Raw genomic sequence first — 15,462 nt, forward strand, 5'->3', positions numbered from 1 at the left:
TCGTGCGTCCAGGATGCCACATTAACTTATACGAATGAACTAATCTAACGAAGAAGCGGAATGGCACGCATTCACTTTGGTCTTAACTTGCACGATTGCGCATTCCGGTTGACCCCCGGGTAGGGTACCATCCCCGCCGGCGGGGGTAGCGCCGCGGACATATTGGCGAAAGGGTGTGGGCAGTGGCTGGTACGGAAACCGAAATCGCGGCCTTCGAAGCGATGGTCGACCGGCTGATGGCCGGCGAATACCTGTCAATCGACGACCGGGCCGGCGGCCTGACGGTCAAGCTGCGCGGCCTCGCCGACAAGCTGGAGGAACGCTCGCGCACCATCCTGCACCAGTCGGTGGCCATGTCGGTCTATCTCAACGGCACCGTCACCCAGGCGGTGCAGACCCTGCGCAGCATCCGCGAGATGAGCCAGCGCATGGCCACCATCTCGGCCTCCACCGACGAGATGGTGGCGACGGTGCAGGCCATCGCCCGCACCTCGGAACTGGCGGCCGCCAACGCCCGCTCGGTGCAGGAGGCCTCGGACGAGGGCGCCGCCAGCACCGAGGCGGTGATCTCCACCATGCACTCCATCGTCGATACGGTGGGCGAGACCGCCGAGCGGATCAGCCGCCTGTCCGACGCCTCGTTCAGCATCGGCGCCACCGTCAAGCAGATCGAGCAGATCGCCCGCCAGACCAACATCCTGGCCCTCAACGCCACCATCGAGGCGGCCCGCGCCGGCGCCGCCGGCAAGGGCTTCGCGGTGGTCGCCAACGAGGTCAAGAACCTGGCCAACCAGACCGCCCAGGCGACGCTGGACATCCGCAGCCGCATCGACATGCTGCGCGAGGAGACGGCGGCGATCATGGCCGGCATGACCCGCGGCGCCGACGTGGTCCGCGACGGCGAGCAGATCGTGCTGGGGTCGGTCAACAAGATGCGCTCGGTCAGCGAGGAGATCCGCGACGTCACCACCCTGATGCAGGAAATCGCCGACCATCTGAGCCAGCAGCGCATCGCCGCCCAGGAGATCGCCGGCAATCTCGAGGCCGCCGCCGCCCGCTCGGCCGACGACACCAAGGCGACCAACACCGTCATCGACATCTCGACCCAGGCCAGCACCAGCCTGGTGGACCTGCTGACCGAGGTGAACAAGGTGCAGATCCGCAACGCGGTGGTCCACCTGGCCAAGTCCGACCACATGATCTGGCGCCGCCGCCTGGCCGAGATGCTGGCCGGCCGCACCACCCTCAACCCGGACGAGCTGGCCAACCACAAGAGCTGCCGCCTGGGCAAGTGGTACTACGCGGTCGAGGACCAGGCCATCCGCAACCACCCCGCCTTCAAGGCGCTGGAGGCCCCGCACGAGCGGGTCCACCATTTCGGCATCGATGCCGCCCGCAAGTTCCGCGACGGCGATTTCGACGGCGCGGTCGATGCCGTGGCGGCCATCGAGGAACCGTCGCAGGAGGTCCAGCGCCTGCTCGACGAACTGGCGGCCGCCTTCGGCTAAATCAGCGGCCGGCGGACACAGACCAGGGTGAGGTCGTCGGCCAGCGGGCCTTCCTGGCGCTCGTGGAAGCGTTCCAGCACCGCGGCGCTGACGCAGAAGCCCGGTTCCACCGCCGCCACCCAGGCCAGCAGCGTGTCCTCGTCGCAGATGGGGGCGCCGGCGGCCTCGGATTCCAGCAGCGCGTCGCTGTAGGCCAGCAAAGCCGCCCCGGGCGGCATCGCCACCACGTGTTCGTCGAATTCGGCCTCGTCGAAGGCGCCCAGCGGCGGGCCCGCGGCGTTCAGGTAGCGGGTCTCGCCGCCGCCATGCAGAACGGGCGGCAACGCCCCGGCGGAGGCATAGGTCAGGGTGCCCTCGTCGACATCGACGATGCCGCAGAACACCGCCGCGAACTGGCCGGGCGGCAGCACCCGGCGCAATTCGGCGTTGAGCTGGCCGAGCAGCTCGCTCAGGCCCGGCGTGCGGCGCGGCAGGCGGCTGAGCAGCAGATGCAGGCGGAAGACGTTGACGGCGGCGGCCATGCCGTGGCCCGTGAAGTCGGCGACCAGCACGCCGAGCTTGCGCGGGCCGGCCCCGAACACCGTCCAGAAATCGCCGCCCAGCTCGGACGAGGTTTCCATCCAGCCCTCGATCAGCAGCCCGGTGCGGCGGCTCAGCGCGCTCAGCTCGGCGGCGGTGGGGACCAGCGACAGCTGGGCATCGCGGGCGCTGGCGAGCTCGCCGCGCACCCGCTCGCGATAGGCCTTGAGCTCGCTCAGCACCTGGCGGTGGTGCAGATGCACGCCGACCCGGGCCTGCACCTCGGGCACGCTGATCGGCTTCGAGACCATGTCGTTGCCGCCGGCGGCAAAGCATTGCGAGCGGTCGGCGGGCTCGGTGCGGGCGGTGATGAAGATCACCGGCAGGTCGGTCAGGGAATAGGTGCGGCGCAGCTGGCGGCACATTTCGTAGCCGTCCAGGTTGGGCATCATGACGTCGAGCATCACCAGGTCCGGCTTGGTCCGCTCGATGGCCGCCAGCCCCTGCAGCCCGTCCTCGGCCAGTTCGATGCGCCCGACCCCCATGTTGGTGAGCAGGGCCTGCAGCAGGGTGCGGTTGGCGCGATGATCGTCCACCACCAGGACATGCGCCCCGGACAGGTCCATGGCCGGGCCGGCGGATGGCTCGGCCGCCATGGCGACCACCGCCCGCCGCCCGCCGCGCTCGACCCTCAGCCCGGCGGTCAGGGTCGAGACCAGGGCCAGCCCGTGGACCCGGCGGGCATCGTCCTGGCGGCCGTTGACGGCGGCCCGGTCGTAGCCGCCGCCGTCATCCTCGACCGCCACTTCCAGCCCGCCCGCCACCGGGATCGCCGACAGCTGCACCCGCCGCGCCGCCCGGCAGGGGTCGGCCAGCGCCGCCTCGACCGCGCCGCCGAACTGCAGGAAGGGGTCGGCACCCCCCTCCCAGCCGCCGTCGACGCCCAGATTGCCGTGCACGGTGGCGTTGACCACCAGTTCGTGGACGATCAGCTCGAGATGATCGAAATCCATGTGCACAAGGCCGAAACGCTGGCGCAGGGCGGCGACGAAGATTGCCGCCACCGGCCAGCGATAGGCGGTGTCGGTGCGCAGGCACAGGCCGATGCCGCCGTCGCGCAGATGGCGCAGCAGATAGGCCCCCAGCCGCGGCGGCGGCACCTCGACGGCCTCCACCAGGCCCGACCACGGCGCCAGCAGATCCTCCGCCTGCGGCCCCGCCGCCAGCGCGCCGACCAGCCGCACCGCCGGTCGCACCGCCGCCGGGGCGGCCGCCAGGTCCCACCCCTGGCCGCGGGCAAACGCGTCGGCGGTTTCGCCCCGGACACCGTCGGGGACGGCGATCACGCTCAATGGGCTTTGCGCAGGCGATGGATTCGGGCACTCTGTGGTCACGGGAGAAACCCCAAGGTCGCAGCGGCGACCTGCCAGTGTGGAGAAAGCGACGATGGAATATTCATGCGCAAGCCATGACGGTGGGCTTGCCGTCCACATCAAGGGCCGCATGACCCATGCCGATTATAAGAAGTTTCGGGAAATCCTCCAGCGCATCAACGACGATTCGCCGCAGCGCATCATCTTTGATCTGGCCGGAGTGGATTTCGTCGATTCCTCGGCGCTCGGCATGCTGCTGATCGTGCGTGACGCCGCCGTCCAGCAAAGCCGCACGGTGGTGCTGAAGGGCGGCACCGGCCAGGTCGCCAAGCTCATCAACATCAGCAAGCTGCACAAATATTTCGAGATCGAGTAGGGCCGGCGATTATCGTCGGCGAGGCGGGAAGAAGGCGTCGCGCACGCTCCAGATCGATTCCATGGTGACCTTGCTGCCTTTGAAGACGATCTGGCGGCTGGCCTTGTCCGCCCGCTGCTTGAGCGCCTTCGTCAGGTTCATCCAGCGGATCGCCTGCTCGCCGCTTCGTTCATCCGTCTGCCGGATCACGAGGTAGACGTCAACCGGCTGTGAGACCCAGTACTCCAGGTGCCTTTCGTTACGGACGTCGAAAACCTCGCAACCATCATGGCGGCGGGTACGGAGGTGGGAATCGCCGCTTTTTAGTTGGACGTAGATTTTCCTACCGCTGGCGTTGCCGGCATCGTCCTTGAACTCGATCTCGCCATCAATGCCGTAATCGAACATGGTGACCGGGCGGAATATCTGGTTAGCCTCGCCGCAGACGGCCATCATGTGGCCGATGAGGATCTGCTCCAGTGCCTGGGTATCGATCTGGCGCTTCGCCGCCGCTTCCATCTCCAGGATCTTGTGGGCAACCGGGTCACTCTTAAGGCGTTGTTCGATCAGGTCGACCAACGGCACCGGCACGTCGCAACTCTGGCAGGTGATGAAGTCCTTCCCCGCAGCCAACCGCGCCCGCACTGCCTCCAGGTCGGTCACCCGCTTGCCGCAGGACGGACAACTGTAGCGCCGGTCCCGCACCACGTCACGGCCATGCTTCAAGAGGTGGCGGTGCAGATATTCGATGAAGATGACCTTGACTTCATCGGGCGTCCCGTCGTCGATGAACAGACGAATTGTCGCCTCGCCCTCGCCCGCGCGGGGTTCGACCTTCATGCCCAGCACCTGTCCACGACTGGTGATGAATTCGACCGCGTTGCGCCAGAGTTCCTTGTGTTCGAACGTTTCGCTGTACCAGAGCCGTACCACCAGTGTGGTCCAGATGGTCTGCCATTCGCCGGTGAAGGTGTAGGAGACGAAGGTCTCGGGCTCGGTGGGGATGTCCCTCTCGCGCCGGTACTGAGACGGAAAGACCAAGACCCGCCCCCCCGGCGGGTCCTCGGCGATGCACAGCGCGTTGTCGATCAGGGTCTGCACCATGGCCCGGAGCAGAAGCACCTCGTCGGGACGGCTAGCCAAGCGGTCGACCCCGGTGAAATCGAAGTCGGGATCGTAGATGGCCTTCTCTGCGACACAGCCGATCTCGTCGTGGTGGGTGCGGGCAGCGCGGATGATTGCACCGGCATAACCGTTGAGCAGGTCGGGACGCAGCAGCACCAGGTCACCGAAGTCGAGCGGCCGGGCCAGGCCATGATTGGCCAGCAGGGTGATGGCGGTGCGGACGTCCGATTCCCCGAAGCTCTCGCTTGGCAGCGCCTGTTTCAGGCGCTGCTCGAGTTCGCCGAAGCGCAGCAGGCGGATGTCTGCCTGGTCGCGCATCGACATCACCGCATGCTTCAGGGCGGCCAAAAGGCGTGGTGTCGACGTCCACGGCAGGGTATCCCAGGGAATGGCGGCAGCGATGGCCTGTTTCAGCTTCGACGGGGTGCCACCCGCGAGCCGGTCGGAGCAGTTCTGGCCGCTCTTGGCGCTGGTGGGAAGCCAGTCGTCGAAGCTGTTTTCGTCGCAGAACCGCTCGATCTTGGCGTCACTCACCTTCATCCCGCCGACGTCGGTCTGCGAAAAGACCAGCAGCCGGCCCGGCGTCCGGTTGGCCTTGCAGGCAACCATGGCGGCATCCAAAGCCTTCAGCCAGTCCCTTGCCTCGGCGAAGGGGTCGCTCTTCTGCGGATTGACCAGCAGCAGCGCCAGCGCCGTCTGATCGAGGAACAGGGTATGGATCAGCCGGTAATCCTCCTGCCCGGCCAGGTCCCACAGCAGCGCCTCGCGTTCGACTGCCAAATCGGGGGCCAGCCCTAGGTCGAGCGGCCACACATTCATGCCATGGGTGCGGTCGCGGACCACGTATTCGTCGTCGATCAGGCGATGCGCCAGTGACGTCTTGCCCACCGTCCCCTCGCCAATCAGGACTACCTTGGCGTTGACGTAGCGCTGGCTAGGCGCGGCGGTGGGACGGGCACCGGTCAGGCGGTAGATATGGATACTGCCTTTGGTCGTGCCGACGATCAGGCGGGTGCCCGCTGGATCAAAAGCGAGGGAATGTACAGAAGCTGGTAGCTTGATACTTTGCAGGCAGCTCCCCGACCGCCAGTCCCACAGCCGAATTGTATGGTCGCTAAAACCCGAGGACGCGACCAGACTTCCATCGGGGGACACATCGACTGAAACGCATTGACCTCCATGCCCCTCAAGAATGGCGACGCAGGTCTTGGACTGAAGATCCCAGACCCGCAGCGTCTGGTCGTCGGACGCCGAGACCGCGAACCGGCTACCCGGCACCACCCGGATGACGTTGATGATCCTGCCATGGCCCTCAAGCACGCCCAGGCACTCCCCGGACTCAAGGGACCAGAGGCGCAGCCGTCCGTCCCTGTGGCCGGACAAGGCCGCAGTCCCGTCCTCGGTCGCGGCACAGCAGAAGATCTCATCGGAGCTGTCAGGTCCAGCCGAGATGGTCCTGAGGCAGGCACCCGATCCCAGGTCCCACAAACGCAGTGTCCGGTCCCACCCTCCCGAAAGGCAACGCAGGCCATCCCGCAGAACTGCCAGACCCCAGACTCTTTGTGCGTGCCCCCTCAACGAGAAAAGGAAGCGGCCGCTGACCGCATCCGTAATCCCGATGGAGAAGTCCGCCGCGGCGGAAAGAATCCGATCGCCGCCGATAGTGATAGCAAGCCCTTTGGTCGTATCGGACACAGAATCGCCGATAGGCCTTAAATTACCGGATTCCAGGTTGATGACGGCTACGGCTCTCCCTGATCGAATAGTACCCCACTCAGAGAGCAACACCGCCACCCATGTCCCATCTGGCGCGCATACCAGTTGCCATATCCATTTCGAACTCAGATCCAGCGTCTTCTCGAAAACGGCAAGCGGTTCCTCTCCGTCAGGCGGCTGCGACAGTTCGGCGACAACCATCTTGGGGCGTGGACGCCGCTTCTTCCCATGTGGAACGGACGGCTCGGCCGGCCGGCATGCTTCCAACAGCTCCTCGAAGGCGGCCGGCGTCTCGGCCTGATAGTCCACATGCCGGTAGCGGCGGATTGTGTCCGGCAGTTCGCATCCTTCGAACAGCAGCGGGATGAAGCGGCGGCCGGAATTGGTCGGGTCGCGGAACAGCACCGTGCTGCGTTCCAGCGCCACCCAGTCCGATCCCAGGGCAGCCTGCGACAGGCACAGCACCTGGACCCGGGCCGCTTCGAGGCCCCGTTCGATGGCCAGATAGATATCGTCGCCCGGGCGGATCACCCACTCGTCGAACCAGATCTTCAGACCGGCATCGCGCAGCCGCTCGGCGAGGCGGCGGGCCTTGGCCTTGTCCTTCGAGTTATGGCTCAGAAAGACGTCGTACTGGAATTCGCGATCGACCACCCCACCCCCACGAAAACGGAGCGCATGCCGATATAATATATATCTTTCGGGGAATAGGCGACCGGAATTGGCCGGCCGAAAACGGCGAAGGCCACCACGGCTGTCCGTGGTAGCCTTCAATGGCGCGCCCGGAAGGACTCGAACCTCCAGCCCTCAGATTCGTAGTCTGATGCTCTATCCAATTGAGCTACGGGCGCAACGCCTGGCCGTTGCCGGCCGGCGAGGGTGCGGACCTTACACAAACCCCGACTCCGATGCAAGTCCGTATTCCTGAACCGACGACATCTTGTCCTCGGGTCGACACCCCAGCCCTATTGGTGAGAATACGGCTTGTAGCGACCTTGCCGTTTGCGTAAAATCCGCGACGATTGCGGGGGGCAACACATAGTTTTCAGTACAGTTTCAGTTCTTGCTGACCCGGCGGGTACCCACCCGAGAGGCAACGGTAAAGGTATAAAGTCGCAATGGCCCTGAAGACGACCCATGCCGCGGCCCTGTGCGCGGTTCTCCTGGCAGGCGGATGCTCGTTCGCCGAGGAAGCGCTGTTCCCCTCCACCGGTACGGTGGAGACGGCTGCAGCAGCCCCCGCCGGAGCGCCGCCCGCGCTCGGCACCAGCAACTTCGAGCCGCCGGGCGTGACCGCCGGAGCGCCGACCGGCACCTTCGTGGGCCAGAAGGTGTCGACGTTGCGCGGCGACCTCGGCCAGCTGCAGGGGATGCTGGGGCGCCACAACCAGGGGCTCCAGATGATCCGCACCGACACGGTGCAGGATTCCCAGCGCTACCACGGCACCGTCGCCGCCATCAACGCCCGCCTGCAGGTCGGCACCACCCCCGGCAACCCGATCCTCAATCAGCAGTGGAACGCCGCCCAGGGCGAGCTGGACCGCATCAACGAGGACGTGCTGAAGATGACCCGTCTGGCCAACGAGGTCACCAACTCGTCGGCCCTGGCCGCCTATCTGCTGGAATCGGTGCGCGCCGCCCGCCAGCTGTCGGGCGCCGTCGATGAGGATCACCGCCAGCTGCGCATCCTCGAGGACGAGACCAACCGCACCGTGGTGCTGGTCGAGCGCCTGCTCACCGAGCTGTCCGAGGACATCAACCGCCAGCAATCCTATGTCGCCAACGAGCGCCAGAACCTCAACACCCTGGCGCTGGCCATCAAGAACGGCCAGCTCTACGGCTCGTCCTTCAGCGGCGCCCGTGCGCCGATGATGGCGCCCTCGTCGTTCGATGCCCAGCCCATGGGCGGCATGGGCCTTTCCCCGGTCGCCGCCGACGCGCCGCTGGTCACCATCCGCTTCGACAAGCCCAACGTGTCCTATGAAAGCGCGCTGTACGCCGCCGTGAAGAGCGCGCTGGACCGCCGTCCCGCCGCCGCCTTCGACGTCATCGCGGTGTCGCCCACCGGCTCCACCCCGGGCGCCCAGGCGCTGGGCGCCAGCAACGTCCGGCGCAATGCCGAGCAGGTGGTGCGCTCGCTCACCAACATGGGCCTGCCGGCCAACCGCATCCGCGTCAGCCAGACCACCTCGGGCATGACCCGCAGCGGCGAGGTTCAGGTCTTCGTGCGCTGAAGCTGATTTTCCAGTTCAAACCCCGCAGCCGGTGATGCGCCGGCTGCGGGGTTTGTTTTTTTCACCACGAAGACACGAAGGACGGAAGGAGCACGAAGGGATAATTCTCCTTCGTGCCTCTTCGTGTCCTTCGTGCCTTTGTGGTGAAATACCCTTATTCCGGCCATGCAACGATGTGGTGATCGAGCGGGCCGGCGCGGTTTTCCGCCACCGCGCGGCCGCGCACCGAGATGCCGGCCTGGTGCACCGTTTCGGGATCGCCCGACACCAGCGGGTGCCACCATGGCAGGGCGCGGCCTTCGGTCAGCAGACGGTAGGCGCAGGTGCCGGGCAGCCAGCCCAGGGTCTTCACGCTGTCGGGGGTAAGCTGCACGCAATCGGGGACGTGGCGGCGGCGCCCGGCATAGTCGCGGCAACCGCATGTGCCGAGGTCGAGCAGGCGGCAGGCCACGTTGGTGTAGTGGATGCGCCCGGTATCCTCGTCCTCAAGCTTATGCAGGCAGCATTTGCCGCAGCGGTCACACAGGCTCTCCCACTCCGCTGCGGTCATGGAGCCCATGGGCTTGGTCCGCCAGAACGGTGAGCTTGTCGTGGGTGCGGATGAAGTCCCGGACATGGGGATAGATTTCCTCGCGCCAGCGCCGGCCGTTGAACACGCCATAATGGCCGACCTTGGGCTGCAGATGGTGCCTGCGCATGGTCCCGGGAAGGCCGGAGCACAGCCGGTGCGCCGCCTCGGTCTGGCCGGTGCCGGTAATATCGTCCTTTTCACCCTCGACCGTCATCAGCGCAGTGTGGCGGATCAGCGAACAATCCACCACGCGGCCGCGGCTGGTCATGCGCCCCTCGGGCAGCAGGTGCTCCTGGAACACGGTGCGGATGGTGTCCAGGTAGTATTCCGCCGGCAGGTCCATCACCGCCAGGTATTCGTCGTAGAACTCGCGGTGCTTCTCGGCCGAATCGCCGTCGCCGCGCACCATGTTGTGGAACAGCTTGAGGTGCTCGCCCACATGGCGCTCGGGGTTCAGGCTCATGAAGCCCTGCAGCTGCAGGAAGCCGGGATAGACCCGCCGGCCGCGGCCGGTGTGGACGAACGGCACGCTCTGGATCACCGACGCCTCGAACCACGACAGCGGCTTGGCGGTGCCGACCTCGTTGACCTTGGTGGGATTGATGCGGGTGTCGATGGGGCCGCCCATCAGCACCATCGAGCTGGGCTGGCGCGGATCGTTGTCGGCGGCCATCAGCGCCACCGCCGCCAGCACCGGCACCGAGGGCTGGCACACCGCCAGGACGTGGGTGTCGGCACCGAGGAAATGCAGGAACTCGCGCACGTAGTCGATGTAGTCGTCCAGCGAGAACGACCCGGCGCCGAGCGGCACGTCGCGGGCGTCGGTCCAGTCGGTGATGTAGACGTCGTGGTCGGGCAGCAACGTCTCGACGGTGCCGCGCAGCAGGGTGGCGTAATGGCCGGACATGGGCGCCACCACCAGCACGCGGGGATCGCGGCGGTCGGTCTGGCGCTGGAAGTGCAGCAGCGAGCCGAACGGCTTGTCGTAGACCACCAGCCCGCGCACCGGCACCTCGGCCCCGTCGATGACGGTGGAGTGCAGGCCGAATTCCGGCTTGGGATAGCGCCGCGTGGTGCGTTCCACCAGCTCGGCGCCCGCCGCCATGGCGCGGCCGAAGCTGGTATAGGCGACCGGGACCCAGGGATGGGAATAGACCGTCTGCATCGCCTCGGCGAACAGGCGGACCGGGGTCAGGGCGGCGTGCTGGAATTCATGGAGGTGATAAAGCATCGATCCGACCCGATCTGACTGGAACCATTCGATACTTTTATTACCCAAAAGTGACAGGACTCGACAACAAAATTATTTTCGCACTGCAGTATCGCCGCCCTTGACTCGGAAGATGTCACAGCCTGTCCATCAGATGGACGAACGACCCGGCCACCGATCCCGCCCGCAGGCCGGCGGAACCCAGGTCGGCGCCGCCGGCATCGGCGATGCGGAACAGGGGCTCGCCCGCCTCGGCGGTGACGGTGGCGTAATGGAATTCATGGCCGCGGAACCCCGAACCCGCTGCCCCCAGCGGGCCGGAACCGGCAAGCCGCGCGGTGCGGTATCCCAGCTGCAGCCGCCGCACCGCGAAACTGGTCTCGAGGGCCAGCAGCCCGGCCATCCGGTGGCGGGTTCCGTCGCCGTCCACCAGACCCTCGCCCAGCACCATGTAGCCGCCGCATTCGCCGAACACCGGCTTCCCGGCCGCCGCCGCCGCTCGCAGCCCGTCGAGGAAGCGGGTGTTGCCGGCCAGGCGGCCGGCATGCAGCTCGGGGTAGCCGCCGGGCAAATAGACGCAATCGCCGTCGGGCGCCTGGTCGGCCAGCGGCGAGAAGAAGGACAGCTCGGCCCCGGCCCGCCGCCAGCCCTCGAGCAGTGCCGGATAGGCGAAGGCGAAGGCGGCGTCGCGGGCCACCGCCATGCGGCCGCCCAGGGGGGCCAGCGGCACCGCCGGCGCCGCCGTCAGGCCGGCGGGCCGGGCCAGGGCGAGCAGCCGGTCGATCGCCACATGGGCTTTTACCGCCGCGGCGGCGGCGGCGAGGAAACCGTCCAGGTCGGGATGCTCCGCCGCCTGGACCAGGCCGAGATGGCGGCTGGGCACCGCCAACTCGGGCAGCGGCGGCAGGAAGCCCAGGATCTCGACGCCGGGGCAGGCGCCGGCGCAGGCGGCGGCGATCATGCGGCGGTGGCGCTCGCCCGCCACCCGGTTGAAGATCACCGCCGTCACCCCGGGGCCGGGGCGGTGATTGGCGAATCCGGCCACCACCGCGGCGGCCGAGGCGGCCATGCCGCGGGCATCGACCACCAGCACCACCGGCCAGCCGGTCAGCTGCGCCACCTCGGCGGTGGCGCCGGTGGCGCTGCCGGGCGGCGCGTCGGCGCCGTCGAACAGGCCCATCACCCCTTCGCACACCACCACCTCGGCGGCCGCTCCCAGTTCGCCCGCCAGCCCGGCCAGGGTACCTGGCCGCAGCGCCCAGGAATCCAGGTTCAGGCACGGCCGGCCGGTGGCGGCGGCGTGAAAGGCGGGATCGATGTAGTCGGGTCCGACCTTGGCCGAGGCGACCGCCACGCCGGTGGCCCGCAGATGGGCCAGCAGACCCAGGGTCAGCAGCGTCTTGCCGCTGCCCGAGGCGGGGGCGGCGATGACGACGCCGGGAGCCGGCATCTAGTTCAACCGCTTCTTCAGCCCGGCCGCCAGCTCGTCGGCGGTGGTGCCGTGGGGGAAGTGCTGGGCGAAGCGGCCGTCGGGCTGCATCAGATAGAGGATCGAGGAATGATCCACGGTGTACGAGGCGGGATCGTCCGACCCGGCCGCCTTGGCGGCGTAGACCTTGTACGCCTTCATGGCCGCCGCCACCTGCTCGGGACTGCCCGACAGGCCGACCATGCCGGGGGCGAAGGCGGCGACGTAGTCCTTCATCACCGCCGGGGTGTCGCGGGCGGGATCGACGGTGACGAACACCGGCACCAGCTTCGCCCGCTCGTCCGCCGCCAGCTTGTCCAGCGCGCCGGACACCACGCCCAGCGCGGTCGGGCAGACATCGGGACAGAAGGTATAGCCGAAATAGACCAGCATCCAGCGGCCGCGGAAATCCTGGTCGGTGACGGTGCGGCCATCCTGGTTCACCAGGGTGAAGGGGCCGCCGATGGCGCCGCCGCCGCCATGGTCGCTTCCCGACCACACCGCCAGCCGCGCCCCCAGGGCGACGGCGACGACGACGACCACGGCGACGACGGCGATGATGGTGGTGCGCGCGTTCTTCAACCAACCCTCCGTTTCGATCAAGCGGCCATTTGCCACGCCATGAAGCCCAGCATGCCGGCATTGGCCACCAGCAGCAGCGGCGCCCATCGCAACATCGGCGCCCGCCAGCGCGCCGCCGCCGCCTGGCCGGCGATTCCCACCGCCAGCAGCGCCGGCACGGTGCCGGCGGCGAAGGCCAGCATGCCCAGCGCCCCGGCCACCGGATCGCCGCTGGCGGCGGCGGCGGCCAGGGCGGCATAGAGCAGGCCGCAGGGGATGAAGCCCAGCATCACCCCCAGCAGCCAGCCCTTGAGCCCGAAGGGGGCGGCGAACAGCGGCCGCGCCCAGCCCGAGACCGTGCGGCTCCACCAGGTCTCGCCGGCGGCGCCGCCGCGCAGCCTCGGCACCGCCATGGCCACCAGAAGCAGGGCGGCCAGCCCCAGCAGCACGGCGGCCAGCGGCCGCAGCGCGGCGAGATCGCCGACCGCGCCGGCCGCCGCCGCGCCGAGGGCGCCGAGGGCGCCGTAGGTGGTGGCGCGGCCGACATGATAGGGCAGCAGCACCGCCCCCGACACCCGGGTCCATTCGCTCATGCGGGCCAGCGGCACCGCCTCGAGCCGGGCGGCGGCCTGGGACAGCACGAACGGGCCGCACATGCCGACGCAATGGGTGGCGCTGCCGATCAGCCCGGTCAGCGCCAGGCTGCCGATCAGGCCGCCATTCTCGGCGACGGCGACGCGGCAGACCGAGGCCCCGGCCGCCAGCAGCGCGAAGGGATCGCTCATGCCGGGCTCCACCAGTCGAGCTGACGGCGCAGCCCGGCGACGCCGCCCACCACCAGCAGCGCCGGCGGATCGACGGGATGGGCGGCGAGGTCCTCGACCAGCCGGCCCAGGGTGGTCTCGAGCACCGATTGCTGCGGGGTGGCGGCCTTCGACACCACCGCCGCCGGCTCGTCCGCCGGGCGGCCGGCGGCCAGCAGCCTCTCCACCACCCGGTCGAGCTGGCGCAGCGCCATGTAGAACACCAGGACCTGGGCGCCGCGCGCCAGCCCGTCCCAGTCGAAGCCGTCGGGAACGTCGCCGTCCTGGCCATGGCCGGTGACGAAGGCCAGCGACGAATTGCAGTCGCGCGCCGTCGCCGGGATGCCGGCATAGGCCAGCCCGCCGATGCCGGCGGTCACCCCCGGCACCACCCGGAAGCGGATGTCGGCCTCGGCCAGGGCCAGCGCCTCCTCGGCGCCGCGGCCGAACACGAAGGGATCGCCGCCCTTCAGGCGCAGCACCCGCTTGCCGGCGCGGGCCAGCTCGATCAGGCGGGCGTTGATGGCGCCCTGGCGCGGGCTGGCATGGCCGCCGCGCTTGCCCATGGATTCGATCACCGCGCCGGGATGCGCCATGGCGACGATGCGGGAATCCACCAGGGCGTCGTGGACCACGTGGTCGGCGTGCTCCAGGGCATGCACCGCCAGCAGGCTGACCAGGCCGGGATCGCCGGGACCGGCGCCGACCAGCCACACGGTACCCGGCTCGAAGGGGGGGAAGTCGAGAGCCATGGCCGGAGTATAGGAAAAATCGCCGGCGGGGCGTAGCCCTGTTTCCGGCCTTGAACCGGCGCCATCCAGTCCGCACCATGCAAGGATGAACGATGCACCCCTCCGCAAAGGCTGGACCACCGGCGCCTGCGCCGCCGCCGCGGCGCGGGCCGCCTTCGTGGCGCTGCACGGCGGCGGCTTTCCCGATCCGGTGACCATCCGCCTGCCCGGCGGGCTGGCGCCCTCCTTCGCCCTGGCCCGTGCCGAACGGGGCGACGGCAGCGCCACCGCCGGGGTTCTCAAGGATGCCGGCGACGATCCCGACGTCACCCACGGCGCCCTGATCCTGGCCACCGTCGCCGCCGCGCCGGCCGGTGGCGGGGTGCTGTTCCGGGCCGGCGAGGGTGTCGGCACCGTCACCCTGCCCGGCCTGCCGCTGGCGGTGGGCGAGCCGGCCATCAATCCCGGCCCGCGCGCCCAGATCGCCGACAATCTGGCCGAGGCGGCGGCGGCGCTGGGGGTGGCGGCGGACGCGGTGGTGACCATCGCCATTCCCGGCGGCACCGCGCTGGCCGGGCGCACCCTCAACGCCCGCCTGGGAATCCGTGGCGGGCTGTCGATCCTGGGCACCACCGGGGTGGTGCGGCCCTATTCCTGCGCCGCCTGGGTCCATTCCATCCATCGCGGCATCGACGTCGCCCGGGCGCTCGGCCTGTGCCACCTGGGCGCCGCCACCGGCAAGACCTCCGAGGCCTGGCTGCGCCACCAGCTCGGCCTGCCCGAGCAGGCGCTGATCGACATGGGCGACATGGCCGGGGCGGTGCTGAAATATGTGCGCGCCCATCCGGTGCGCCGGCTCACCCTGGCCGGCGGCTTCGCCAAGCTGGCCAAGCTGGCGGCCGGCGCGATGGATTTGCATTCCCGCGCCAGCACGGTGGACACCGCATTCCTGGCCCGCCTGCTGGGCGAGCTGGGCGGCGACGCGGACGCGGCGGCGCGGTGCGCCAGCGCCGCCCAGATCCTCGCCCTGGCCGAGCCGCTGCCGCTGGGCGACGTGGTGGCGGCCCGCGCCCGCGAGACCGCGATGGCGGTGCTGGCCGGCGGCACCGAGGTGGCGGTGGTGGCGCTGGACCGGGCGGGGGCGGTAGTGGGGAGGAGCGGCGGGTGAGTATTCAAGGCAACACGGATGAACGCCGATGGGCGCGGATGAACACAGATAGCCAAATCCAAATCTGCGTCTATCCGTGTTCATCCGTGTTCATCCGTGTTGCCAAGCCTTGGCGGCAGC

The 15,462-nt window shown here is 68.7% G+C and carries 12 protein-coding genes and 1 tRNA gene; 4 read left to right on the top strand and 9 right to left on the bottom strand.

Going from position 1 to position 15,462, the window contains the following annotated elements; genetic code table 11:
- Positions 1-182: 182 nt before the first annotated feature.
- The gene (locus MTBUT4_RS05065; RefSeq protein WP_254434743.1) at positions 183-1,508 is read left to right on the top strand and encodes a methyl-accepting chemotaxis protein; all 1,326 of its coding nucleotides are present in this window, start codon (positions 183-185) and stop codon (positions 1,506-1,508) included.
- Here the strand turns inward: MTBUT4_RS05065 and MTBUT4_RS05070 are convergent.
- Positions 1,505-3,373: a SpoIIE family protein phosphatase gene (locus MTBUT4_RS05070; RefSeq protein ID WP_254434747.1), complete on the bottom strand. Its 1,869-nt coding sequence runs from the start codon at positions 3,371-3,373 to the stop codon at positions 1,505-1,507. The two genes, MTBUT4_RS05065 and MTBUT4_RS05070, sit on opposite strands and share 4 nt — an antisense overlap.
- A gap of 100 nt (positions 3,374-3,473) precedes the next feature.
- On the opposite strand from MTBUT4_RS05070, the gene MTBUT4_RS05075 reads away from it, so the two are divergent.
- Complete coding sequence (locus MTBUT4_RS05075) at positions 3,474-3,776, top strand: STAS domain-containing protein (protein ID WP_173978579.1); 303 nt, start codon at positions 3,474-3,476, stop codon at positions 3,774-3,776.
- Between the two features lie 9 nt (positions 3,777-3,785).
- Here the strand turns inward: MTBUT4_RS05075 and MTBUT4_RS05080 are convergent, their stop codons facing one another.
- Together MTBUT4_RS05080 and MTBUT4_RS05085 are read right to left on the bottom strand one after the other, a co-directional pair.
- Positions 3,786-7,250 (bottom strand): TIR domain-containing protein, encoded by a 3,465-nt coding sequence (locus MTBUT4_RS05080; RefSeq protein WP_173978580.1) that lies wholly within the window; start codon positions 7,248-7,250, stop codon positions 3,786-3,788.
- Positions 7,251-7,370: 120 nt separating this feature from the next.
- Positions 7,371-7,447, bottom strand: a tRNA-Arg gene (locus MTBUT4_RS05085).
- A gap of 267 nt (positions 7,448-7,714) precedes the next feature.
- On the opposite strand from MTBUT4_RS05085, the gene MTBUT4_RS05090 reads away from it, so the two are divergent.
- Entirely contained in the window at positions 7,715-8,830 is a 1,116-nt protein-coding gene (locus tag MTBUT4_RS05090) for a hypothetical protein (RefSeq protein ID WP_173978581.1), read from the top strand.
- Between the two features lie 154 nt (positions 8,831-8,984).
- On the opposite strand, the gene MTBUT4_RS05095 is transcribed toward MTBUT4_RS05090, so the two are convergent.
- From MTBUT4_RS05095 to cobA, 6 genes are all read right to left on the bottom strand, one after another.
- The gene (locus tag MTBUT4_RS05095) at positions 8,985-9,446 is read right to left on the bottom strand and encodes a YcgN family cysteine cluster protein (RefSeq protein ID WP_173978582.1); all 462 of its coding nucleotides are present in this window, start codon (positions 9,444-9,446) and stop codon (positions 8,985-8,987) included.
- Entirely contained in the window at positions 9,349-10,632 is a 1,284-nt protein-coding gene (locus tag MTBUT4_RS05100) for a polyhydroxyalkanoate depolymerase (protein WP_173978583.1), read from the bottom strand. Before MTBUT4_RS05100 ends, MTBUT4_RS05095 begins: the two co-directional genes overlap by 98 nt.
- A 115-nt stretch (positions 10,633-10,747) precedes the next feature.
- Complete coding sequence (locus tag MTBUT4_RS05105) at positions 10,748-12,061, bottom strand: cobyrinate a,c-diamide synthase (RefSeq protein WP_173978584.1); 1,314 nt, start codon at positions 12,059-12,061, stop codon at positions 10,748-10,750.
- Positions 12,062-12,661: an SCO family protein gene (locus MTBUT4_RS05110; protein ID WP_254434744.1), complete on the bottom strand. Its 600-nt coding sequence runs from the start codon at positions 12,659-12,661 to the stop codon at positions 12,062-12,064.
- 17 nt (positions 12,662-12,678) lie between these two features.
- Positions 12,679-13,425 carry a sulfite exporter TauE/SafE family protein gene (locus tag MTBUT4_RS05115; protein ID WP_173978586.1) on the bottom strand — a complete coding sequence of 249 codons (747 nt, stop codon included), beginning with the start codon at positions 13,423-13,425 and terminating at the stop codon, positions 12,679-12,681.
- Positions 13,422-14,195, bottom strand: a complete 774-nt coding sequence (gene cobA / locus MTBUT4_RS05120) for a uroporphyrinogen-III C-methyltransferase (protein WP_173978587.1) — start codon at positions 14,193-14,195, stop codon at positions 13,422-13,424. The genes MTBUT4_RS05115 and cobA overlap by 4 nt, the downstream gene beginning before the upstream one ends.
- A gap of 85 nt (positions 14,196-14,280) precedes the next feature.
- Between cobA and MTBUT4_RS05125 the strand changes: the two genes are divergently transcribed.
- Complete coding sequence (locus MTBUT4_RS05125; protein WP_173978588.1) at positions 14,281-15,342, top strand: cobalt-precorrin-5B (C(1))-methyltransferase; 1,062 nt, start codon at positions 14,281-14,283, stop codon at positions 15,340-15,342.
- Positions 15,343-15,462 lie beyond the last annotated feature (120 nt).

The sequence above is a fragment of the Magnetospirillum sp. UT-4 genome (assembly GCF_902729435.1).
In the GTDB taxonomy this organism is placed as follows: domain Bacteria; phylum Pseudomonadota; class Alphaproteobacteria; order Rhodospirillales; family Magnetospirillaceae; genus Magnetospirillum.